General features: G+C 72.7%; 16 protein-coding genes. 10 read left to right on the top strand and 6 right to left on the bottom strand.

Going from position 1 to position 21,144, the window contains the following annotated elements; translation table 11 throughout:
• Positions 1-176 precede the first annotated feature (176 nt).
• Positions 177-440: a WhiB family transcriptional regulator gene (locus ACIG3E_RS40265; protein WP_030672713.1), complete on the bottom strand. Its 264-nt coding sequence runs from the start codon at positions 438-440 to the stop codon at positions 177-179.
• A gap of 773 nt (positions 441-1,213) precedes the next feature.
• On the opposite strand from ACIG3E_RS40265, the gene ACIG3E_RS40260 reads away from it, so the two are divergent.
• The 3 genes from ACIG3E_RS40260 (at position 1,214) to ACIG3E_RS40250 (ending at position 4,099) form a co-directional block, all read left to right on the top strand.
• Positions 1,214-1,729, top strand: coding sequence for a cysteine dioxygenase family protein (locus ACIG3E_RS40260; protein ID WP_138960077.1), 516 nt, complete (start codon positions 1,214-1,216; stop codon positions 1,727-1,729).
• 88 nt (positions 1,730-1,817) lie between these two features.
• Complete coding sequence (cofD, locus tag ACIG3E_RS40255; RefSeq protein WP_399626059.1) at positions 1,818-2,786, top strand: 2-phospho-L-lactate transferase; 969 nt, start codon at positions 1,818-1,820, stop codon at positions 2,784-2,786.
• On the top strand, positions 2,783-4,099 hold the full coding sequence (locus tag ACIG3E_RS40250; protein ID WP_399626057.1) for a coenzyme F420-0:L-glutamate ligase: 1,317 nt from the start codon (positions 2,783-2,785) through the stop codon (positions 4,097-4,099). Before cofD ends, ACIG3E_RS40250 begins: the two co-directional genes overlap by 4 nt.
• Before the next feature lie 153 nt (positions 4,100-4,252).
• Here the strand turns inward: ACIG3E_RS40250 and ACIG3E_RS40245 are convergent, their stop codons facing one another.
• The 3 genes from ACIG3E_RS40245 to ACIG3E_RS40235 form a co-directional block, all read right to left on the bottom strand.
• Positions 4,253-5,257, bottom strand: coding sequence for a DNA-3-methyladenine glycosylase family protein (locus tag ACIG3E_RS40245; RefSeq protein ID WP_399626055.1), 1,005 nt, complete (start codon positions 5,255-5,257; stop codon positions 4,253-4,255).
• A gap of 101 nt (positions 5,258-5,358) precedes the next feature.
• The gene (locus ACIG3E_RS40240) at positions 5,359-6,441 is read right to left on the bottom strand and encodes an NDP-sugar synthase (protein WP_138960081.1); all 1,083 of its coding nucleotides are present in this window, start codon (positions 6,439-6,441) and stop codon (positions 5,359-5,361) included.
• Between the two features lie 94 nt (positions 6,442-6,535).
• Positions 6,536-8,002, bottom strand: coding sequence for an N-acetylmuramoyl-L-alanine amidase (locus ACIG3E_RS40235; RefSeq protein ID WP_399626053.1), 1,467 nt, complete (start codon positions 8,000-8,002; stop codon positions 6,536-6,538).
• A 139-nt stretch (positions 8,003-8,141) separates the two neighbouring features.
• Between ACIG3E_RS40235 and ACIG3E_RS40230 the strand changes: the two genes are divergently transcribed.
• The 4 genes from ACIG3E_RS40230 (at position 8,142) to ACIG3E_RS40215 (ending at position 14,288) form a co-directional block, all read left to right on the top strand.
• Complete coding sequence (locus ACIG3E_RS40230; protein ID WP_399626051.1) at positions 8,142-8,894, top strand: TIGR03089 family protein; 753 nt, start codon at positions 8,142-8,144, stop codon at positions 8,892-8,894.
• A gap of 126 nt (positions 8,895-9,020) precedes the next feature.
• Complete coding sequence (locus tag ACIG3E_RS40225; RefSeq protein WP_399626049.1) at positions 9,021-10,328, top strand: LCP family protein; 1,308 nt, start codon at positions 9,021-9,023, stop codon at positions 10,326-10,328.
• 226 nt (positions 10,329-10,554) lie between these two features.
• Positions 10,555-12,348 carry an LCP family protein gene (locus ACIG3E_RS40220; RefSeq protein WP_399626047.1) on the top strand — a complete coding sequence of 598 codons (1,794 nt, stop codon included), beginning with the start codon at positions 10,555-10,557 and terminating at the stop codon, positions 12,346-12,348.
• A gap of 143 nt (positions 12,349-12,491) precedes the next feature.
• A complete protein-coding gene (locus ACIG3E_RS40215; protein ID WP_399626045.1) occupies positions 12,492-14,288 on the top strand; it encodes an LCP family protein in 1,797 nt (598 codons plus the stop codon).
• 34 nt (positions 14,289-14,322) lie between these two features.
• Here ACIG3E_RS40215 and ACIG3E_RS40210 read toward each other — a convergent pair whose 3' ends face one another.
• Positions 14,323-15,363, bottom strand: a complete 1,041-nt coding sequence (locus ACIG3E_RS40210) for a glycosyltransferase family 2 protein (protein WP_399626043.1) — start codon at positions 15,361-15,363, stop codon at positions 14,323-14,325.
• Positions 15,364-15,674: 311 nt separating this feature from the next.
• Between ACIG3E_RS40210 and ACIG3E_RS40205 the strand changes: the two genes are divergently transcribed.
• A complete protein-coding gene (locus ACIG3E_RS40205) occupies positions 15,675-17,048 on the top strand; it encodes an LCP family protein (protein ID WP_399626041.1) in 1,374 nt (457 codons plus the stop codon).
• A gap of 639 nt (positions 17,049-17,687) precedes the next feature.
• On the opposite strand, the gene ACIG3E_RS40200 is transcribed toward ACIG3E_RS40205, so the two are convergent.
• On the bottom strand, positions 17,688-18,236 hold the full coding sequence (locus ACIG3E_RS40200) for an acyl-CoA thioesterase (protein ID WP_366791481.1): 549 nt from the start codon (positions 18,234-18,236) through the stop codon (positions 17,688-17,690).
• A gap of 129 nt (positions 18,237-18,365) precedes the next feature.
• Here ACIG3E_RS40200 and ACIG3E_RS40195 point away from each other — a divergent pair, with 129 nt between their 5' ends.
• Both ACIG3E_RS40195 and ACIG3E_RS40190 read left to right on the top strand, forming a co-directional pair.
• Positions 18,366-19,700 (top strand): LCP family protein, encoded by a 1,335-nt coding sequence (locus ACIG3E_RS40195; protein WP_399626037.1) that lies wholly within the window; start codon positions 18,366-18,368, stop codon positions 19,698-19,700.
• 161 nt (positions 19,701-19,861) lie between these two features.
• Entirely contained in the window at positions 19,862-20,983 is a 1,122-nt protein-coding gene (locus ACIG3E_RS40190) for a dipeptidase (RefSeq protein WP_399626035.1), read from the top strand.
• Positions 20,984-21,144 lie beyond the last annotated feature (161 nt).

Raw genomic sequence — 21,144 nt, 5'->3', positions numbered from 1 at the left:
CGTGGCGTCTCGGACGGGGCCCCACACTAACGGCTGGCGACACAACGGCCCGCCGCCTGTGGACAACTGGGGAGTGCCTGGCTGGTATGCCGTGCCGGTGCGTCACATGGCGCCGCCCACCCGTCCCTGGTAGGGGCGGATGGGCGGGCTGAGGGACGGTTTCGGAAGGGGGCGGATCAGACGGCCGCTTTCTTCAAGCGGCGGCGCTCGCGCTCCGAGAGGCCACCCCAGATGCCGAAGCGTTCGTCGTTCGCAAGCGCGTACTCAAGGCATTCCGAGCGGACCTCGCAGGCGAGGCAGACCTTCTTGGCCTCGCGGGTGGAGCCGCCCTTCTCGGGGAAGAAGGACTCGGGATCGGTCTGGGCGCACAGTGCGCGCTCCTGCCAGCCGAGTTCGTCGTCCGCGTCTTCGACCAGCAGTTCCTGAACCAGCTCGGTCATATGCGCCCCTCGTCTGTCTTCGCGTCCCCGTGGTGCTGCCGTTACCGATTTCGGCTGAACGACACGAGTGAAATTACAAGTGTGCCGATCCGGGGCAGTCAAGCCGGGATCTGCTATTGGGCCCCTTATTCACTCTGCGGAACCAAGGCTTTGCGGAAAGTGTTCAAATCTACCTAAACCATGACACTCGCCAGCGACCTGTCCGACAGGTGTCCCCTCGCCCGACAGGCGCCTGGTCGCGCCCCCTTCATCGACAGGGACGCCACGACTCGCACTCCCGTTGCAGCGAACTCGCCGAAGCGAACCGGATCACATGTGGATCACGGGATCGCGACGGCGGTCGGGCGCCGGTTGACGCGCCGGTTCGAGCGCCGGTTGGTGCGGCTTGTGTCCCCTGAAGCGCCGCACAAACCTTTCCCCTGAGAGAACAACCGGATGCGGTGAAACATTGTCCACATTCCGGACATTGAGTTGACAGGTGAGGTGTAAGCCGCTGTCCTGGTGGGCATGCTCGCGAAATTGGCGCTTTCCGTGACCCGCACCAGCGGGTCTGCCGACGCTGCCCTCGCGCGCTGTCGCTGTACCTGTGCGTGTGCCTGTTCCAGCTGTTGAGCCACACCGTCTCCAGCCGTTGAACCGCTGAGCCACCGCCGGACCCCGGTCACCCCGTCCCCCGCCGCGCGCTCCGCACCAGGCCCGCACCCCCTCCGCAGTACCTCCGCTTTCTGCCCGCGACACCCCAGCACTCTTACGTTGAGGAACCACCGCACCCCATGAACAGCGACAGCGACCTCCAGATCGCCGGCGACATCCTCGAAGTCCCCCACCTCCTGCAGCCCCCGCGCGAGCACCCCGAAACCGTCGCGGAGTTCGCCGGGCTCGCCCGCGCCATCGCCGCCGACCGCGCCCAGTGGGCACCCCTCGTCCAGTACGACGCCACCAGCCGCTGGTACCACCGCCTGCGCACCGCGCCCGGCTACGAGGTGTGGCTGCTCTCCTGGGTGCCCGGACAGAGCAGCGGCTTCCACGGCCACGGCCGCTCCTCCGGCGTACTGACCCTCCTGGAAGGCCGGTTGACCGAGCGCACCCGGCGCGGCAGCCGCACCCTCGCCGCGGGCGCGCAGCGCGTCTTCGCGCCCGGCTACGACCACGAAGTCGTCAACGACTCCCTGGAACCCGCCGTGAGCCTGCACGTCTACTACCCCGGCCTCACCGAAATGCCGATGCACACGGCCCGTTGCGAGGCACACGCGCCGCGGGACCCGGCGCGCGACGCACTCACCGCGTAGGGCGCGCGACCGGCGCGATCCCGCCGACGTCACGGCCGAAACCCCGGGCGCCTGCCGCACTGTCACACCCGCCTGCGATGCTGGGCACATGCGCATTGTGGTTCTGGCCGGCGGCATCGGCGGCGCCCGTTTCCTCCGCGGCCTCAAGAAGGCCGCGCCCGACGCGGCGATCACCGTCATCGGCAACACCGGTGACGACATCCACCTGTTCGGCCTGAAGGTCTGCCCCGACCTCGACACGGTGATGTACACGCTCGGCGGCGGCATCAACGAGGAACAGGGCTGGGGCCGCGAGGACGAGACCTTCAAGGTGAAGGAGGAGCTCGCGGCCTACGGCGTCGGACCCGAGTGGTTCGGCCTCGGCGACCGCGACTTCGCCACGCACATCGTGCGGACCCAGATGCTCGCCGCGGGCTATCCGCTCAGCGCCGTCACCGAGGCGCTGTGCGAGCGCTGGCAGCCCGGCGTGCGGCTCATCCCCATGTCGGACGACCGCGTCGAGACCCACGTGGCCATCACCGTGCCCGACAGCGAATCCGGCGAGCGCAAGGCCGTGCACTTCCAGGAGTACTGGGTCCGCCTGCGGGCCTCCGTCGACGCCCACGCGATCGTGCCCGTCGGCGCCGAGCAGGCCAAGCCCGCGCCCGGCGTCCTCGAAGCCATCGCCGAGGCCGACGTCGTCCTCTTCCCGCCGTCCAACCCCGTCGTCAGCGTCGGCACGATCCTCGCCGTGCCCGGCATCCGCGAGGCCATCGCCGAGGCCGGGGTGCCCGTGGTGGGCCTGTCCCCCATCGTCGGGGACGCGCCCGTGCGCGGCATGGCCGACAAGGTGCTCGCCGCCGTCGGCGTCGACTCGACGGCCGCCGCCGTCGCCGAGCACTACGGCAGCGGACTGCTCGACGGCTGGCTCGTCGACACCGTGGACGCCGCCACCGTGGAGCGCGTCGAGACCGCGGGCATCCGGTGCCGCGCCATCCCGCTGATGATGACGGACGTCGACGCCGCCGCGGCCATGGCCCGCGAGGCGCTCGCCCTCGCCGAGGAGGTCCGCGCGTGACCGCCCCGGCCTTCCGGGTCTGGGCCGTGCCCGGACTGCCCGAGGTCCGCCGGGGTGACGACCTGGCGAAGCTGATCGCCGCGGCCGAGCCCGGCCTCGCCGACGGGGACGTCGTCCTCGTCACCTCGAAGATCGTCAGCAAGGCCGAGGGGCGCGTCGTCGCCGCCGCCGACCGCGAGGCCGCGATCGACGCGGAGACCGTCCGCGTCGTGGCCCGCCGCGGCACCCTGCGCATCGTCGAGAACCGCCAGGGCCTGGTGATGGCCGCCGCCGGGGTCGACGCCTCCAACACCCCCGCCGGGACCGTCCTGCTGCTGCCCGAGGACCCCGACGCGTCCGCGCGCGCCCTGCGCGCGGGGCTGCGCGACGCGCTCGGCGTCGACGTCGGCGTACTCGTCACCGACACCTTCGGGCGCCCCTGGCGCTCCGGCCTGACGGACGTCGCCATCGGCGCCGCCGGGGTGCGCGTGCTCGACGACCTGCGCGGCGGCGTGGACTCGTACGGCAATCCCCTGCAGGCCACCGTCGTCGCCACCGCCGACGAGCTGGCCGCCGCCGGTGACCTCGTGAAGGGCAAGGCCGCCGGGCTCCCCGTCGCGGTCGTACGCGGGCTGCCGCACGCGGTGCGCGGCGCGGACAGCCCCGACGACACCGACGCCGGGGCACGGGCCCTGGTGCGCGACGCCCGCGACGACATGTTCCGGCTCGGTACGAGCGAGGCCGTGCGCGAAGCCCTCGCGCTGCGGCGCACGGTGCGGGAGTTCACCGACGAGCCCGTCGACCCCGGGGCCGTGCGGCGCGCCGTCGCCGCCGCCGTGACCGCGCCCGCGCCGCACCACACGACGCCCTGGCGGTTCGTGCTCCTGGAGTCGGCGGAGTCCCGGCTGCGGCTGCTCGACGCCATGCGGGACGCGTGGGTCGCCGACCTGCGGCGCGACGGCAAGTCCGAGGAGTCCATCGCCCGCCGCGTGCGCCGCGGCGACGTGCTGCGCAACGCGCCGTACCTGGTGGTCCCCTGCCTCGTCATGGACGGCGCGCACACGTACGGCGACGAGCGGCGGGACGCGGCCGAGCGGGAGATGTTCGTCGTCGCCGCGGGCGCGGGGGTGCAGAACCTGCTCGTGGCCCTCGCCGGGGAGCGGCTCGGGTCCGCGTGGGTGTCCTCGACGATGTTCTGCCGTGACGTGGTGCGGGGTGTTCTTGGGCTGCCGCGGGAGTGGGAGCCGATGGGGGCCGTCGCGGTGGGGCACCCCGCGGTGGCCCCGGGGGCGCGGGTCGGGCGGGACGCGGAGGAGTTCCTCGTGGTGCGGTAGCTGGGCCCTCGCGGGGGCGCCCCAGGCCCGCCCCTTCCCGAAACCAGGGGGCTCCGCCCCCGGACCCCCCGTGATCGGCGCTGCGCGCCTCGTCCTCAAACTCCCCCAAGCTCTTAAGGAGCAGGGGGTACCCCCTCGACGGGCTTGAAGGACTCAGAGGGCCGCGATGTCGGCTTTTGGCATCTTGGGCTTGCGGCGTGGCGGGGTGTGGCCGCTGAGGCAGATCAGCCGGGCCGCGCGGTGGCGCTGGCCTTCGTAGGGGGCCAGGAGTTCCAGCATGCGGGCGTCGTCGGCGTCGCGTTCGCCCGCCAGGGCGTAGCCGATGATGCCGGGCAGGTGCAGATCGCCGACGGTGACGGCGTCGGGGGCGCCGTTGCTGCGCTGGACCGTCTCCGCCGAGGTCCAGGGGCCGATGCCCGGGACCAGTTCGAGCCGGGCCCGGGCCTCTTCCGGAGGCATCGCCGCCGCCTCCTCCAGGCGGGCGGCCACCCGCGCGGCCCGCAGGATCGCCGAGGCCCGCTTGTCGTCCACCCCTGCCCTGTGCCACTCCCAGGACGGGATGCGGCGCCACGTCTCCGGGTCCGGCATCACGTGCATGCGGGCCTGCGGGGGCGTCGGGCCCGGGGCCGGTTCGCCGTACGTGCGGACCAGCAGGCGCCAGGCGCGGTACGCCTCGTCCGTGGTGACCTTCTGTTCGAGCACCGACGGGATCAGGGACTCAAGCACCAGGCCCGTACGGGTCAGGCGCAGGCCCTGGCGGCGGCGCTCCGTGTGCGCGACCAGGCGGTGGCGGGCGGTGAAGCCGTCCGGGGCGTCCGCCGCGCCGAGCAGGTCGGGCAGGGTCTCCAGGGCCCAGTCCGCGCCCGGGCCCCAGGCCTCCGCCTCCGCCGTGCCCGCGCGGAGCGCCACGCGCAGGGTCGCGGGGCCCTGCGGGGTGCGGGTCGCCCGCCAGACCGAGCCGTCCGGGGTGGTGCGGAAGGTGGGGTCGGCGGGGCCCCGGCGCAGGGGGCCCAGGGTGAGGCCCAGGTGCAGCGGGGCCTCGGGGGTCCAGGTGCGGCGCCTGGCCGCGGTGGCGGGCCGGGGGCTCGCCCCCGGGACACGGGTTTCGCCGCCGCGCACGGTGGTGCGGGTGGGGCGGGGGGCGAAACGGGAGGACATCCGTCGAGGGTAGCCCCGCCGAGAGCCTGCCCGCCCGCCCCTTCCCGAAGGCGAGGCCGCCCGCCAGGGAGCCCGCTCGTCCGCCCCCGCCCGAAGGCGCCCTACTGGTCCGAGGAGAAGCGGACCGCTCCCGCCGGGAGCGTGGCCTCGCACCAGACGCGTACGCCGTCCCGCAGTTCGTTGTCCGCGCCGATGCGGGCGCCGTCGCCCACCACCGCGCCGGTGAGGACCGAGCGGGCCCCGACCGAGGCGCGGGCCCCGATGAGGGAGTCGGTGATGACGGCGCCGGGCTCGATGACCGCGCCGGACAGGATCGTGCTGCCGTACAGGCGGGCGCCCTCGCCGACCACCGCGTGTTCGCCGATCACCGTCCCGCCGGTCAGCTTGGCGTCGGAGGCGACCCGGGCGGACGGCAGGACCAGGCGGTCGCCGCAGCGGCCGGGCACCGCGGGCGAGGGGGCGCGGCCGAGGACGAGGTCGGCGGAGCCGCGCACGAAGGCCTGCGGGGTGCCGAGGTCCAGCCAGTACGTGGAGTCGACCAGGCCCTGCAGATGCGCGCCGGAGGCGAGCAGCTCGGGGAAGGTCTCGCGCTCGACGGAGACGGGGCGGCCCGCGGGGATGGTGTCGATGACCGAGCGGCGGAACACGTACGCGCCCGCGTTGATCTGGTCGGTGACGATCTCCTCGGGCGTCTGGGGCTTCTCCAGGAAGGCGAGGACCTTGCCCGTCCCGTCGGTGGGGACGAGGCCGTACGCGCGCGGGTCCGTGACCCGGGTCAGATGGAGCGAGACGTCCGCCCGCGTCCGCTCGTGCTCGGCGACCAGGGCGCGGATGTCCAGGCCCGTGAGGATGTCGCCGTTGAAGACCAGGACGGGATCCTGCGGCCCGGAGCGCAGGCGCGACGCCACGTTGCGCAGGGCGCCGCCGGTGCCCAGGGGCTCCTCCTCGGTGACGTACTCGATGTGGAGACCGAACGCCGAGCCGTCGCCGAAGTACGGCTCGAACACCTCCGCCAGGTACGACGTGGCGAGGACGATGTGGTCCACGCCCGCCGCCCGGGCCCTGGCCAGCTGGTGGGTGAGGAACGGGACGCCCGCCGCCGGGACCATGGGCTTGGGTGTGTTCACCGTGAGCGGCCGCAACCGGGTGCCCTTGCCGCCGACCAGGAGGATCGCTTCTGTCACCTGTCGTCTCTGCTTCCTGCTGGGGCCGGCCGAACTCTGTTTCGGCCGGCCAGTGTATGCAGACGTGTATGCGGGCCGTGCGGTGCGATCGGGGTCAGCGGCCCTGGTAGCGCGCCGACGCGGTACGGGCCGTGCCGAGTTTGCTGTAAAGGCGGCGGCCCGGGCACTCGGTGGCGAAACCGTCCCGGTGGCCGGAGATCACATGCAGCCGGACCTTCGTGCCTTTCGAGTAGAGGTTGCCACCTCCCGACTTCAGGTATGTCGTTCCGCGGGGATTCGCCCCGAACAGGCCCAGCTTCCACGCCGTGAGGCGGGCGACGGCGGTGACCGCGGCCTTCGGCGGGGCGGCACTGGTGTAGGTGCCGAGGACGGCGATGCCCATGCTGTTGGTGTTGAAACCGAGGGTGTGGGCGCCGAGGACGGCCCTCGCCACGCCCCCGGCGCGGCCTTCGTAGATGTTTCCGCACTTGTCGACGGCGAAGTTGTAGCCGATGTCGCGCCAGCCACTGCTCTGGACGTGGTAGCGGTAGATACTGCGCAGGACGGAGGGCGCCTGTGAGCAGCGGTAGTTGTTGCCGGTGGCGCTGTGGTGCACGAAGGCGGCCTTGACGGTCTTCGTGTACGCGAAGTTCCGTTCGCGAAGCCGCTCGTCGGCGCCCCAGCCGCGGCGCGTGACGATGCGCGGGCGCGGGCCGACGTAGGGCCGGGCCCCGGTGGTGCCGGGGAGGCCGCGGGCGGCGAGCAGGTCCGCGCGCGTGCGCTCCTTCGACAGCTCGGGGACGGCCGGGGCGCCCAGCGGGGCGAGGTCGGCGTTCACGGCCGAGGAGGCCGCGGCCTCGGCGGTCAGGGTGCTGGCGCGCGGGGTGTCGGCCGGGGCGCCGCCGGGCGGGGGCTCCGCCCCGGGATCCACGAGCTCCAGGCGCAGCCCGGCGGGGAGGAGCCCCGGGCCGCCGTCCGCCGGGGTCCGGCCTTCCGCGTCGCCTGCCGGGGTCCGGCCTCCCGGGTCGCCCGCCGGGGCCCGGCCTCCGGGGTCGTCCGCTAGGGCCCGGTCGCGCGGGGCGGCCGGTCGTCCGGCGCGTGCGCCCGGCGCGGGCTCCGCGCCGCGCGCCCGTACGCGTACCTCCACTCCGTCCGAGTCCCCCACCCACAGGGGCGCCGTCGCCCCGCGCACCCGGCCCGAGGCGCGCTCGGCCGTACCGGGGTCCGCGGCGTGCTCGTGGTTGTGCGTCTCGAGGTCCTGCCAGGCGGACCAGACCGTGGTGCCGGTGGCGCGGGTGCGGACCTGGACCGTGCCGCGCAGCTCGGCGTCCGCGTCGTCCCAGACCACGCCGAGCAGCGAGAACGGCCGTACGTCACGCCGCGGCAGGCCCTCCGTCCGGGGCGCGCCGCCCGCCCGGTCGGAGCCGAGCGGGGCCAGCGGGAGCGACTGGGTACTGCCGGGCAGCGCGCCCGCCGCGGGCGGCCCGGCGGCCGTGGCGGCGGCCGTCGACGGAAGGGCGAGGGGCAGGGCCAGAGCCGCCGCGCAGGTGACACCGATCGAGGAAGCAAGGAATCCACGCATGCAGACGATCGTCCGCATATCGGGTCATATCTGTCCATTGGGGAACTGACGGCCCGTCGGCCCGGAGTCGGCCGAACCGGTGGCCCCAACTGCCCCGCCCGCACGGGCGACACGCGGGCCCCCGCGTACCCTTGCGGCCGTGAACGCCAACGACCGCACCCCTGCCGACCTGCTGCGATCCGCGCTCGCCGCCGACCCGGCGCGCCCGCTCGTCACGTACTACGACGACGCCACCGGTGAGCGCGTGGAATTGTCCGTGGCCACCTTCGCCAATTGGGTGGCCAAGACCGCCAACCTGCTCCAGGGCGACCTCGCCGCCGAGCCCGGCGACCGGCTCGCCCTGCTCCTGCCCGCGCACTGGCAGACCGCCGTGTGGCTGCTCGCCTGCTCCTCGGTCGGCGTCGTCGCGGACGTCGGCGGCGACCCGGCCGGAGCCGACCTCGTCGTCAGCGGCCCCGACACCCTCGACGCGGCGCGGGCCTGCTCCGGGGAGCGGGTGGCGCTCGCGCTGCGGCCGCTCGGCGGGCGCTTCCCGCAGACCCCGGACGGGTTCGCCGACTACGCGGTGGAAGTGCCGAGCCAGGGCGACCGCTTCGCGCCGTACGCGCCCGTGGACCCGGACGGGCCCGCCCTGGCCGTCGGCGGCGCCGAGCTGACCGGCGCCGAGGTGGTGGCGCGGGCCCTGGACGACGCCGCCGGGCTCGGGCTCGCGGCCGGGGCGCGGCTGCTGTCCGGCCGCCCCTACGACAGCTGGGACGGGCTGAGCGCCGGGCTCTACGCGCCGCTCGCCTCGGGCGGCTCCGTGGTGCTGTGCCGCCACCTCGACCGGGCCCCGGAGGGCGCCCTGGAGAAGCGGGTGGAGGCGGAGCGGGTCACCGTGACGGTGCGGTAGCCGGGGCGGGCCGGTCCCGGGGGCCCTCACCCGTTCGGCCCTCCTTCCGCGAGCCCCTCGCCCCCGGCCGGGTCATGGTCGTAGGAGCGCCATGCACCGACGCAGCCACGAGGGGTGGATCCACACGTGACCGACAGCACGTACGGACCGGGCGCGGGGGCGAGTCCGTCGGGGCTCGCCGCGCGGCGCCGCAGACGACGCTGGCTGCGGTACGCCGGGGTCGGCACGGCCGTGGTCGTACTGGCGGCGGGCGGTGTCGGCTGGGCCGTGTACCAAAAGCTCGACGGGAACATCACCGAGGACACCGACGCCGCCGCCGAGCTCGCGCGGTACGAGAAGGAGCGCCCGACCCCGCTCGTGCACGACGCGCAGAACATCCTGCTGATCGGCTCGGACACCCGCTCGGGGCGCGGCAACCGCAAGTACGGGCGCGACCTCGGCACCCAGCGCTCGGACACCACGATCCTGCTGCACCTGGCCGCCGACCGGCAGAGCGCCACGGCGGTGTCGCTGCCGCGCGACCTGATGGTGCGGATCCCGAGCTGCCGCCGCCCGGACGGCTCCCGAACGCGGGCCCAATTCGCGCAGTTCAACTGGGCGTTCGAGTTCGGCGGCACGGCCTGCACGATCCGTACGGTGGAGAAGCTCACGAACATCCGGGTCGACCACCACATGGTCGTGGACTTCACCGGATTCAAGGACATGGTGGACGCCGTCGACGGCGTGCAGGTGTGCCTCAAGGCCCCGGTGGACGACGCGGCCGCGAAGCTGCGGCTGCCCGCCGGACGGCAGACCCTCAACGGCGAGCAGGCCCTCGGATTCGTCCGCGCCCGCAAGTCGCTCGGCAACGGCAGCGACACCGAACGCATGGACCGGCAGCAGGAGTTCCTCGGCGCGCTCGTCAACAAAGTGCGCAGCAACGACGTCCTGCTGAATCCGGTGAAGCTCTATCCCGTTCTGGACGCGGCCACGTCGTCGCTCACCACGGACCCGGGACTCGCGAGCCTGCGCGGTTTGTACGAACTGGTGCGCGGACTGCGCAATATCCCCACAGAACGGGTTCAATTCCTCACGGTGCCGCGCCGCTCGTACACGTACGACGCGAATCGCGACGAGCTGGTGGAACCCGCGGCCGACGAACTCTTCACCCGGCTCCGCACGGACGAGCCGGTGCGGGTGACCCGCGCCCGGCCGGACGCATCGAGCGCCTCGACCACCTCGAACAGTGACGAATCCTCGTACGAAAACGGCGACGACGGCGGGGAGTACGAAGAAGAGGACGGCTCCGGAGAGGGAGCCGAGGAGTACGCGGACTCCGGGGAGTACGAGGACGGCGGCGAGTGGAGCGACGAGAAGCCGGACGACCCCACGCACACGCCGAGTCCGGCACCCACATTCCGGGGCAACACGGCCGCCGGATCCACCTGCACGTAATACGAACAGCGGGCAGACAGGGCCGCACACCAAAGAAATGGGGCGGATTGCCCAGTTGTAGGGGAGTGGAATTTGTCACCGGCGTCGTTGGACGCTGAACTGGGCGGATAGTGTGAGCCGATCCGGTGTCCGGCCGATGGGCCGCACACCGCTGGTACGACTGGACCGAGCGCCTTCTTGAGGGGGGAAAGGCGCCGCGTGGCCCTGACGGAGGACGCAAACAACCGTGGACGCGCAAGGCCGTGGGCGGGCTGAGAACATCGACCCCGCAGACCAGTGGGTACTCAATCCGCAGACCGGCGACTACGAGCTGCGACTGAGCCCTTCCGCTGAGCAGTCGCCGCCGCAGACCGGCGTGCCGGGCCCGCGCAGGGCGGCGCCCCGGCGGGGAGCCGCGCGCCCGGCGGATCCGCAGCAGGGCACGCCCCAGCAGGGCGCCCCGCGCCCGGGCACGCGCGGGCCCGAGCGGCCGGGCGGCCGCGGCGGTGGCCGGGAGCAGGTGCCGGGCCAGCGCAGGCGCCGCGCCGCGCAGCCGGAGGCGGCGGGCAGCCGCCGCAAGGGCAAGACCAAGAAGAAGAAGTCCACGGGCAAGCGGATACTGGCGTGGACGGGGGGCACGGTCGCCTTCGTGATCGTCACGGCGGGCGTCGGCGGCTATCTGTACTACCAGCACCTCAACGGCAACATCACGTCCGTCTCCGACGACGGCGCGGGCACCGGCGGCTTCAGCAAGGACCGCGCGATCAACATCCTGCTCGTGGGCACGGACGAGCGCAGCGGCGACGGGAACAAGGGCTACGGCGACGAGGGCAGCGTCGGGCACGCGGACACCACGATCCTGCTGCACGTGTCCAAGGACCGGTCCAACGCGACCGCGCTGAGCATCCCCCGGGACCTGATCACCGACATCCCGGACTGCCCCACCAAGCAGGACGACGGCACCACCAAGACGATCCCGGGCTCGCAGAAGGTCCGCTTCAACGAGAGCCTCGGGCAGAACGAGCGCACGCCCAGCTGTGTCATGCGCACGGTCACGCAGATCACCGGCATAAGGCTCGATCACTTCATGGTGGCCGACTTCAACGCGGTCAAGACGCTGTCCAGCGCGGTCGACGGCGTGGACGTGTGCCTCGCCAAGGACTTCGACGACCCCAAGTCGCATTTGAAGCTGCCCAAGGGCAAGCACTCGATCGAGGGCGAGGACGCGCTGGCGTTCGTCCGGACCCGATACACCGTGGGCACCGGCGGTGACCTCAGCCGGATCCAGCTGCAACAGCAGTTCCTCAGCTCGCTGATGCGCAAGCTGAAGTCGAAGGGCACGCTGACCAATCCGAGGAAGATGATAAGTCTGGCGGAAGCGGGCACGAAGGCGCTCACCGTCGACTCCAAGATCGACGACATACTGAAACTCCGTGACCTCGGCATGGAGCTCGGCAAGTTCGACATGAAGAACCTGACCTTCGCGACGACCCCGGTGGTCGACAACCCCGCCGAGAAGAAGCCCGTCACGGTCGTGCTGAACAAGACCAAGGCCGACGAGCTGTTCTCGATGATGCGCGAGGACGTGTCGCTGACCGAGGTCAAGAAGAAGGAGAAGAAGGAGAAGGCCGCCGTGGCCGCGCGCCTGAAGGGCCCGCGCGCCGAGGCCGGTGACGTGCGCGTCGACGTCTACAACGGCAGCGAGCGCATCGGTGCCGCTCAGGAAACTCTCAGCTGGCTGCAGAACACTGAGGGCGTGACGAAGTCCAGCCAGCTCGGCAACGCGGGCAAACAGGGCAAGACGACCGTGGAGTACAGCCCCGGCCAGGCCGACGAGGCCCGGAAGCTGGCCGACCTCATGGGCCTGCCCGCCGCCGCCCTGAAGCCGGGCAAGAGCGAGAAGAACGCGCAGGGGCTCCCGGCGGTGGTGCTGACCCTCGGTGCCGACTTCAAGGGTGCGGGGGTGCCCGTCAAGGCTCCGTCGAAGGCGCCGGACGGCGTCCAGAAGGTCGGGGCCGACAAAACCGTGTGTGCCGAGTGACCTGAGGCGGTCATTTCGCATCTCACAGGACGCCCCGGTAGTTGAAGCGCGACATACCGCGCCGACTGCCGGGGCGGCGGCAGCGTGCCGCAAGTGGCCACGGGTGGGCCACACTTGGGAAGCACGGCGGGGAGGGACAGGGGATGGGGCAGAACAGCGTGCGTGGGGAGGGAGTGTCCTCGGGGGCGGGCACTCACGGGGCCACGAGTGAGCGGTCCCGCGCGGAAGGCAGCCGTCCGGACAGCGACGCCGGAGAGGCGGAGCCACACGCGCGGGGCGCGAAGGACCCGGGGCGATCCCGCAGGAAGGGCAGCACAGCGGGCGAGGGCCGCGCCCGCCGGAAAGGCGGTCCGGAAGGCGAGGGCCGCGCCCGCGGAAAGGGCAGCCCGGACGGCGAGGGCCGCGCCCGTGGGAAAGGGGCCCGGGGCTCCCGCAGCCGTACGCGCCGCGCGGCGCCCCGGCGCAAGCGGCGGGTGCTGCGCTGGTCCGCGACCATCCTGGCCGTCCTGATACTCGGCACCGCGGGGGCCGGATACCTCTACTACCAGCACCTCAACAGCAACCTCGAAACGGACGACCTGAACCTGGGCGACCACCGGGCGCCCGCGCCCACGCCCAACGCCGCGGGCCAGACCCCGCTGAACATCCTCCTGATCGGCTCGGACGCGCGGGACTCCAAGGAGAACCAGAAGCTCGGCGGCGCCAAGGACACCTTCGGCGGCCCCCCGCTCGCGGACGTGCAGATGCTGCTCCACCTGTCGGCGGACCGCACCAACATGTCGATGATCAGCATGCCCCGCGACACGCTCCTGACCATCCCCAAGTGCACCGACCCGGACGACGGCAAGGTGTACGACGAGCTCGGTCCGCGCGCGATGACGAACGAGTCCCTGGGGCGCGGCGGCCCCGGCTGCACGGTCGCCACCTGGGAGAAGCTGACCAACATCCGCATCGACCACTTCATGATGGTCGACTTCTCCGGCGTGGTGTCGATGGCCGACGCCATCGGCGGCGTCCCCGTGTGCGTGGACAAGAACATCCACTCGCGCACCAGCACCGGCAAGGGCTCCGGCCTGAAGCTGCCCAAGGGCACCTCGAAGATCCAGGGCGAGCAGGCCCTCCAGTGGCTGCGCACGCGCTACGGCTTCGAGGACGGCAGCGACATCGGCCGCGCCAAGGCCCAGCACATGTACATGAACTCGCTGGTCCGCACCCTGCGCGACAACGCGAGCCTGACCAGCCCGAACCGGCTGCGCAAGCTCGCCGAGAACGCCACCAAGGCCCTGAAGGTCGACCCGGGCCTCGGCTCGGTCCTCAAGCTGTACGACCTCGGCAACGAGCTGAAGAAGGTCTCGCCGGAGCGCACGACGATGACCACGATGCCGTTCGAGTACTCCGGTTCGCGCGTGGTGCCCAAGCCGGGCGATGCCGAGCAGCTCTTCCGCCTCGTACGCGACGACATCCCCCTGGACGGCAAGGGCAAGAAGAAGAAGCCGAAGGAGAAGCCGTCCGACGACCCGGCCGCGCCGGACGCCGACATCGCGGTGCAGGTCCAGAACGGCACCCGCACCGCCACCGAGCCGCCGGTCAGCGGCCGCGCCGGTACGGTCGCGCAGCTGCTCGCGGCCGCGGGCTTCGCCAAGGCCGCGCCGGACACGGCGACGGCCCTCACCGAGGCCAGGACGGTGGTGCGCTATCCCTCGGTCGACCTTGAAGGCGACGCCCAGCGGGTCGCGAAGTCCCTGGGCCTGCCGCTGAGCGCGGCCAAGAGGTCGACCGACGTCTCCGGCGTGACGCTGGTCGTGGGCGCCGACTGGCGCGAGGGCGACAAGCCGCAGAAGGCGAAGAAGCAGGACGACTCGACGCCGAAGTCGGCGGACGCGCTCAATGGCTCCGACAAGAAGGCGTGCATGAAGGTGGACCCGAACTTCACCTGGTGAGGCGGGAGTCCGGGTCCGGCCGCGGGCTGACGGGTCAGGCTTCCTGGGGCTTGCGGTCCGTGCCGAGGACCGCGGGGCGGCGCGAGGCGATGACCTTCTTGGCGAGCGAGCGCGGGCTGGTGAGGAAGCCCCAGCCCCACGACATGTGCATGGTCGCGAGGGCCACGGGGATCTGGAGGCGCGCCTTCAGGGGCAGGCCCTTGCCCGCGGGTACGGACCCGGCGACGATCGCCGCGAGGTAGCCGCCGGGGATCACCAGGCCCCACGGCGTCAGGGCCGCGCCCACGACCAGGCCCGCGGCGATCGCGCACACGGCGGTCGGCGGGGCGAGGTAGCGCAGGTTGATGGAGCCCTCGTGGTAGCGGGCGACGACGTGCCGCCAGCGGCCGTAGTCCTTGTACTGCTTGGCGAGGGCCTTCACGCTCGGGCGCGGCCGGTAGGAGACCTTCAGCTCCGGCGAGAACCAAATGAGGCCACCCGCCTCGCGGATGCGGAAGTTCAGCTCCCAGTCCTGGGCGCGGATGAACTCCTCGTTGTACCCGCCCTGTTGTTCGAGGGCCTCGCGGCGGAAGACGCCCAGATAGACCGTCTCGGCCTGCTGGGCCTCGCCGCCGGTGTGGAAGGCGGCGTTGCCGACGCCGATCTTCGAGGTCATGGCGGCGGCGACGGCGTGCTCCCAGTCGTTCTCGCCCTCGGCGTGCATGATGCCGCCGACGTTCATCGCGCCGGTCTCCTCCAGGAGGCGCACGGCGGTGGTGATGTACCCCGGCGAGAGCGCGGCATGGCCGTCCACGCGCACCACGATCGGGTGGCGCGAGGCCTTGATGGCCGCGTTCAGGGCCGCGGGCGTACGCCCTGTCGGGTTCGGGACCGTGTGCACCCGGGGGTCCTCGGCGACCAGCTCGGCGGCGATCTCGTCCGTGCGGTCGGTGGAGGGGCCGAGTGCGACCACGACCTCCATCTCACCCGCGTACTCCTGCTTGAGGATCGCGTGGACGGCTTCGCGCAGATGCCGCTCCTCGTTGAGGACCGGCATGATCACGGAGACGGCGGGAGGCTGACCGTCAGAATTCACGTGCGGAGTTTCCTTCTCGTCTCGCGGCCCGGGTTCCCGGGGGACGCCCCCGGAGAATGCAGCATCGGGCGTCACGTTACCGCGAACGGGGGACACGGGCGCGCGCCGTCCGGGTCGCACCCCGGGCCGCAGATCGTATGGGCCTACGGTTCTGGCGTCCCCCGGCTCAAGCCGCGACCGCGGAGGTGTCCTCGCACGTGCCCGCACCGCACCGCTCCCCCGCCCCGCCCCCGCGCCGGCCCCACCCGCCGCGGCCGCCGCGCCCTCCGGCCCGACCGGCGGCCCGGCGGAGGCGGCGGCCGCGCTGGGCGATGCGGATCGCGACGGCGCTGTCCGTCGCGGTGCTCGGCGCCGCCGGGATCGGGCACTCCGTGGTCTCCAGCCTGGACACCGGCATCAGGCGCGTCGACGCCTTCAAGGACATGAAGAACCGGCCCGAGGGCGGCCACGGCACGAACGTGCTGCTCGTGGGCACGGACGGGCGCGACAGGATCAGCCGCGCGGAGAAGAAGAAGTACCGGCTCGGCGGCGCCCCCTGCCACTGCACGGACACGATCATGATCGTGCACATCTCGGCGGACCGGGAGCGCGCCAGCGTGGTGAGCCTGCCCCGGGACTCGTACGCGGAGCTGCCGCCGCACGTCGACCAGAACTCGCGCAAGCACCACAGGTCGCACCCCGTGAAGATCAACGCGGCGTACGCGGAGGGCGGGCCCAACCTCACGGTCCGCACGGTCGAGCGCATGACGAAGGTGAAGATCGACCACTATCTGGAGGTCGACTTCACCAGCTTCATGAAGACCGTCGACGTCGTCGGCGGCGTGGAGATCTGCACCGCGATCCCCCTCAAGGACTCCTACACGGGCCTCGACCTGTCCGTCGGCACGCACCAGCTCAACGGGGGCCAGGCACTGCAGTACGTACGCTCGCGGCACATCGACGGGGCCGCCGACCTGGGGCGGATGCAGCGCCAGCAGAAGTTCCTCGCGGCGCTCATCGCGAAGGCCACGAGCAGCGGCGTGCTGTTGAATCCGGTCAAGTTCCGCGACGTCTCGCAGACGCTGCTCGGCTCGGTGCGGGCCGACGACGGCTTCGGTACGACGGACATGCTGGCGCTCGGCCGGGCCATGCGGAACTTCTCGCCGTCGTCGTCGGAGTTCACGACCGTGCCGCTGGCGCCCGAGGGGCAGCTGATCCCCGGCGTCGGGTCGACGCTGAAGTGGGACCCGCGGAAGTCCGCGAAGCTGTTCCAGGCGCTGCGCGACGACAAGCCGCTGGCTCCGCACCGGGAGCGGCGGAAGGTGGCGCTCGTGCCGGTCTCCCCCGAGCAGATCCGGGTGCAGGTCGACAACGGCACGCGGACGTCCGGGCTCGGGCGGCGGGTGGACTCGGCGCTACGGAAGACCGGCTTCCGCACCTCCGGGGTGCCCGGCTCCGTCCCCCTAGCCCCCGGCGCCGGGCCGCTCGCCCGCACGGTCGTGGCCTACGACCCCCGCTGGGACCGCTCCGCGAAGTCTCTGGCGACCGCGTTGCCCGGGTGCGAGATGCGGCGCGTGAACGGGCAGGGGGCGATGCTGAAGGTGCTGGCCGGGGCGGATTTCCGCGGGGTCCGCGCGGTTCGGGCCCAGGACGCCCACCAAGGCGAATTCGGCGCCATCACAGGCGACCAGGTCATCTGCCCCTAGCCCGGGGCCCACCGGGGCGGGGCGGCCCCCTGCCTGGGGCCACTGCGCTCCGCGCGGGACAGGCAGCACTGACGGCCCCACGCCCCGGGGGCGGTCCCACCACCCACCCCGGCCCAGTGGCGCCCTGCGGAGCCCGCCGCCAGGCCCGCCTGGGGCCACCGCGCCCCAGTCCCACCACCCACCCCCACCCGGCTGCGCCCAAGCGCCGTCCGCCGGTGCCGCGCTCCGCGCGGCGGGGTAGTCCCACCCACCCGCCCAAAGGTGGGACGGCCCTCCCCACCCGGGCGGGGAGGGCGCTCGCCGTCGGGGCCGGGCTACGCGCAGCTGGGGAGTTCTCGGGTGGGTTGGGTGGAGGGAGAAACCGCCGCGGTAGCGGCGGGAACGGGGACGGCGCCACCCGCGGGCGCTCCGCGTCGGGGCCGAGCCTCGCGCAGCTGGGCAGACACGGGTGGGTGGGTGGGAGAAACCGCCGCGGTAGCGGCGGGAATGGGGACGGCACCACCCGCGGGCGCTCCGCGTCGGGGCCGATCCTCGCGCAGCCGGGGAGAGACGGGTGGGTGGGTGGGAGAAACCGCCGCGGCGGGGGCGGGGCCACGCGGTCAGGGTCCTGTAGGGGCCGGGCCTGGGGAAGGCCCGGGGTCAGTCGTCGTAGCCCTCCCGGGCCCGGGCCTCGCGGAGGTCCTTGATGGCCCGGCGCCGAGCCAGCCGATGGGTGCGCCGGATCTGCGCCTCCTGGTAGCGGCGCCGGTCCCGGTCGGTCTCGGGCTCGACCGGCGGCACGAGCCGCGGCTTCCCGTCGGCGTCGACCGCGGCGAAGACGAGGTACGCGGAGCCCACCTGCTGCGCGGGCGTCGACTCGTTCCAGCGCTCGGCGAGCACCCGTACGCCGACCTCCATGGAGGTCCGCCCGGTCCAGTTGACCTGGGCTTTCACATGGACGAGGTCGCCGACGCGCACGGGCGAGAGGAAGGCCATCTCGTCCATGGAGGCGGTCACCGCGGGCCCGCCGGAGTGGCGCCCGGCGACGGCGCCCGCCGCGTCGTCCACGAGCTTCATGATCACGCCACCGTGCACCGTGCCGAGGAGGTTGGTGTCGGCGTGGGTCATGATGTGGCTGAGGGTGGTGCGGGACACCGAGGTCGGCTTGCCCGGAATCTCCGGCTCCGGAGCAGTGGCCTGATCTGTCATGCCCTCCACCCTATGTCGCCGGGGGCATCGTGCCGGTTACGGGCGCATTGCCACAGCTCTGCAACAGGCGTGACCCGAAATCACGCCCTCCCTGTAAGAGAGGGCTCGCGGCACTGCACACTAAGCCACATGAGCGATTGGCCAGACGCGCGGAACGGCAACAACGGGGACCGCCACGGGTACGGCAGCGGCAACGCACAGCCCGAGGGCGCCCGCGTGATGCGCCACGTCCAGCGGCCCGACGGAGTCCCGCGCCAGCCCTCGTACGACGACAACGTGTACGACGACCTGTACCGCGACCAGCGGGCCCACCCCGGGCAGCACGGCCAGCAGCACGCCCAGGGCCCCGGCGGCCCGGAGGGCTACGACAGCGGCTACAACACCGGCCAGGTCTACGGCTCGCCCGCCGGGCCCCGCCGCGGCCAGGCGCCCGGCGGCCCGCAGGGGCCGGGCGGCCCGCCGGTCCCGCCGCGCCCGAAGCCCCCGGTGAACTGGAAGAAGCGGATCACCTGGGGCCTAGTCACGTTCCTCGCCCTGCTGATCGTGGTCTCCGTGAGCACGTACTTCTGGGCGGACTCCAAGCTCAAGCGCGAGGTCGACCTGTCGAAGGTGATCGACCGGCCCGCGGGCGGCAAGGGCACGAACTACCTGATCGTCGGCTCGGACAGCCGCGCGGGCATGTCCGACGAGGAGAAGAAGAAGCTCCACACCGGCTCGGCCGACGGCAAGCGGACCGACTCGATGATGATCCTGCACGTCGCGGACGACGGCGGGAACACGATGATCTCGCTGCCGCGCGACTCGAACGTCACGATCCCCTCCTTCAAGGGCGCCGAGTCGGGCAAGCTCTACCCGGGCACGGGCCGCCAGACCAAGCTGAACGCCGCGTACGCCGAGGACGGCCCCGAGCTGCTCGTGCGGACCGTGGAGGCCAACACGGGCCTGCGCATCGACCACTACGCGGAGATCGGCTTCGGCGGCTTCGCGAAGATCGTGGACTCGGTCGGCGGCGTCGAGATGGACATCCCCAAGGCCTTCAAGGACAAGTGGTCGGGCGCCGACTTCAAGGCGGGCAAGCAGAAGCTGAGCGGCCAGGAGGCGCTCGCCTTCGTCCGCACGCGGCACGCCTTCGGCAGCGACCTGGAGCGTACGAAGAACCAGCAGAAGTTCCTCTCGGCCCTCGCCCACCAGGTGGCGACGCCCGGCACCGTCATGAATCCGTTCAAGCTCTACCCCACGATGGGCGCGGGCCTGGACACGCTGATCGTCGACAAGGACATGGGCCTGTTCGACGTGGCCTCGATGTTCTGGGCGATGAAGGGCGTCACGGGCGGCGACGGCAAGTCCATGAACATGCCGATCTCGGGCTCGGTCGGCAGCAACCTCGTCTGGGACAAGGCGAAGGTCAAGCAGCTCGTCGAGCAGCTCAACAACGACGAGACGGTGACCGTGTCGGGCAGCTGACCGGACACCCGAAGCCCGCGGGCCCCGCCGTCACCGACGGCGGGGCCCGCGGCGTTCCGGCGGCGGCATACCCCGAACGCTCCGCCCGCCGCGAAGCCCGGCGCTCGCCGTGCGACGGTGGTGGACCAGCGAGAAAGTGCCCACCGGACCGCGGAGCTGCCATGGCGGACCTGCAGGACGAATTCGACACCACCGCCGAGGCCGGAGAGCTCGACCGGCTCCCGGACGCCGTACCAGGCGCCGAGGCGGCCGGGCCCGAGCCCGACGCGCGCCTCGACGAGGCTCCCGCCAGGGCCCGCGCCCTGCTGGCCGCGCATCCCGTCGCCGACGGCCACAGCGGCCTGCCGTGGGCCCTGCGCGGCCATCCCTACTGCGACCTGGAGTCCGGCGACAGCTGTCTGGAGACCGATGTGCCAAGGCTGAGGGCAGGTGGTGTCGGCGCGCAGTTCTGGTCGCTGCACGTACCCGAGGAGCTCGCCGGTGACCGCGCGGTGAGCGCCACCCTCGAACAGCTCGACCTGGTGCGGCACGTCGTCACCCGCCACGGGGACGACCTGCGGCTCGCCCGGGACGCGTCCGAGGCCGCCGACGCCCGCAACCACGGCCGGATCGCCACCGTCGTCGGCCCGGCGAGCGCCCGCGCCATCGGTGACTCGCTGGGCGCGCTGCGCTCGCTGCACGCGCTCGGCCTGAGCGTCCTCACGCTCGCCGGTACGTCGTGGGCGGGCGGGGACGGGCTGAGCGCCTTCGGCGAGGAGGTCGTACGGGAGATGAACCGGCTCGGCGTCCTCGCCGATCTGTCCGGGGCGCCCGAGGGGACCGCGCGCCGGGTGCTCTCGGTGTCCAGGGCGCCGGTCCTCTTCACCCGGTCCGGGGCGCGGGCGCTGTGCGAGCACCCCGCGAACCTCAGTGACGAGCTGCTCGCGGCCGTGGGCGCGGCCAAGGGCCTGTGCCTGGTACCGCTGGCGACCGAGCAGACGGGGACGTCGGTACGGGACGTCGTGAGCCATCTGGAGCACGTGCGCCGGATCGCGGGGCCGGAGTGCGTCGGGATCGCGGGCACGTACGACACCTCGGCCGCGCACCCCGAGGAGCTCGGCGACGCCTCACGCTTCCCCCGGCTCGTCACCGAGCTCCTCGGGCAGGGCTGGAGCGATGCCGAGATCGGGGCGCTCACCTGGGGCAACGTCCAACGCGCGCTGCGCGGGGCGGACTTCACGGCCCGCGCCGCGCGGGAGCGCAGGGAGGCGTCGACGGCGACGATCGGCCGCCTCGACGGCTAGGGCCTGTCCGATGGGTCGGCGTGGAGCAAGGAGCGGCGTCTGGTGCGTGCGATCGCAAGGCGCCGGGATGTCCTCGGGTGGGGTCTCCCCTGCTCGAACGCAGCTGAGAGCTTGGGGAAGGAGCTACTAGGGCATTTCGGCAACGCGGCGAGAATGGGGCC

Origin of the sequence: Streptomyces sp. NPDC053474 (genome assembly GCF_044544845.1) — a bacterium.
Classification (GTDB): Bacteria; Actinomycetota; Actinomycetes; order Streptomycetales; family Streptomycetaceae; genus Streptomyces.
Note: the sequence above shows the minus strand (reverse complement) of the source record. Positions and strands in the feature narration are given on the sequence as shown.

Coding starts and splice junctions, on each gene's coding strand:
- ACIG3E_RS40265 (WP_030672713.1), bottom strand. CDS start 440: ATGACCGAGCTGGTTCAGGAACTGCTGGTCGAAGACGCGGACGACGAA.
- ACIG3E_RS40260 (WP_138960077.1), top strand. CDS start 1,214: ATGAACAGCGACAGCGACCTCCAGATCGCCGGCGACATCCTCGAAGTC.
- cofD (WP_399626059.1), top strand. CDS start 1,818: ATGCGCATTGTGGTTCTGGCCGGCGGCATCGGCGGCGCCCGTTTCCTC.
- ACIG3E_RS40245 (WP_399626055.1), bottom strand. CDS start 5,257: ATGTCCTCCCGTTTCGCCCCCCGCCCCACCCGCACCACCGTGCGCGGC.
- ACIG3E_RS40235 (WP_399626053.1), bottom strand. CDS start 8,002: ATGCGTGGATTCCTTGCTTCCTCGATCGGTGTCACCTGCGCGGCGGCT.
- ACIG3E_RS40215 (WP_399626045.1), top strand. CDS start 12,492: ATGGGGCAGAACAGCGTGCGTGGGGAGGGAGTGTCCTCGGGGGCGGGC.
- ACIG3E_RS40205 (WP_399626041.1), top strand. CDS start 15,675: ATGCGGATCGCGACGGCGCTGTCCGTCGCGGTGCTCGGCGCCGCCGGG.
- ACIG3E_RS40200 (WP_366791481.1), bottom strand. CDS start 18,236: ATGACAGATCAGGCCACTGCTCCGGAGCCGGAGATTCCGGGCAAGCCG.
- ACIG3E_RS40195 (WP_399626037.1), top strand. CDS start 18,366: ATGAGCGATTGGCCAGACGCGCGGAACGGCAACAACGGGGACCGCCAC.
- ACIG3E_RS40190 (WP_399626035.1), top strand. CDS start 19,862: ATGGCGGACCTGCAGGACGAATTCGACACCACCGCCGAGGCCGGAGAG.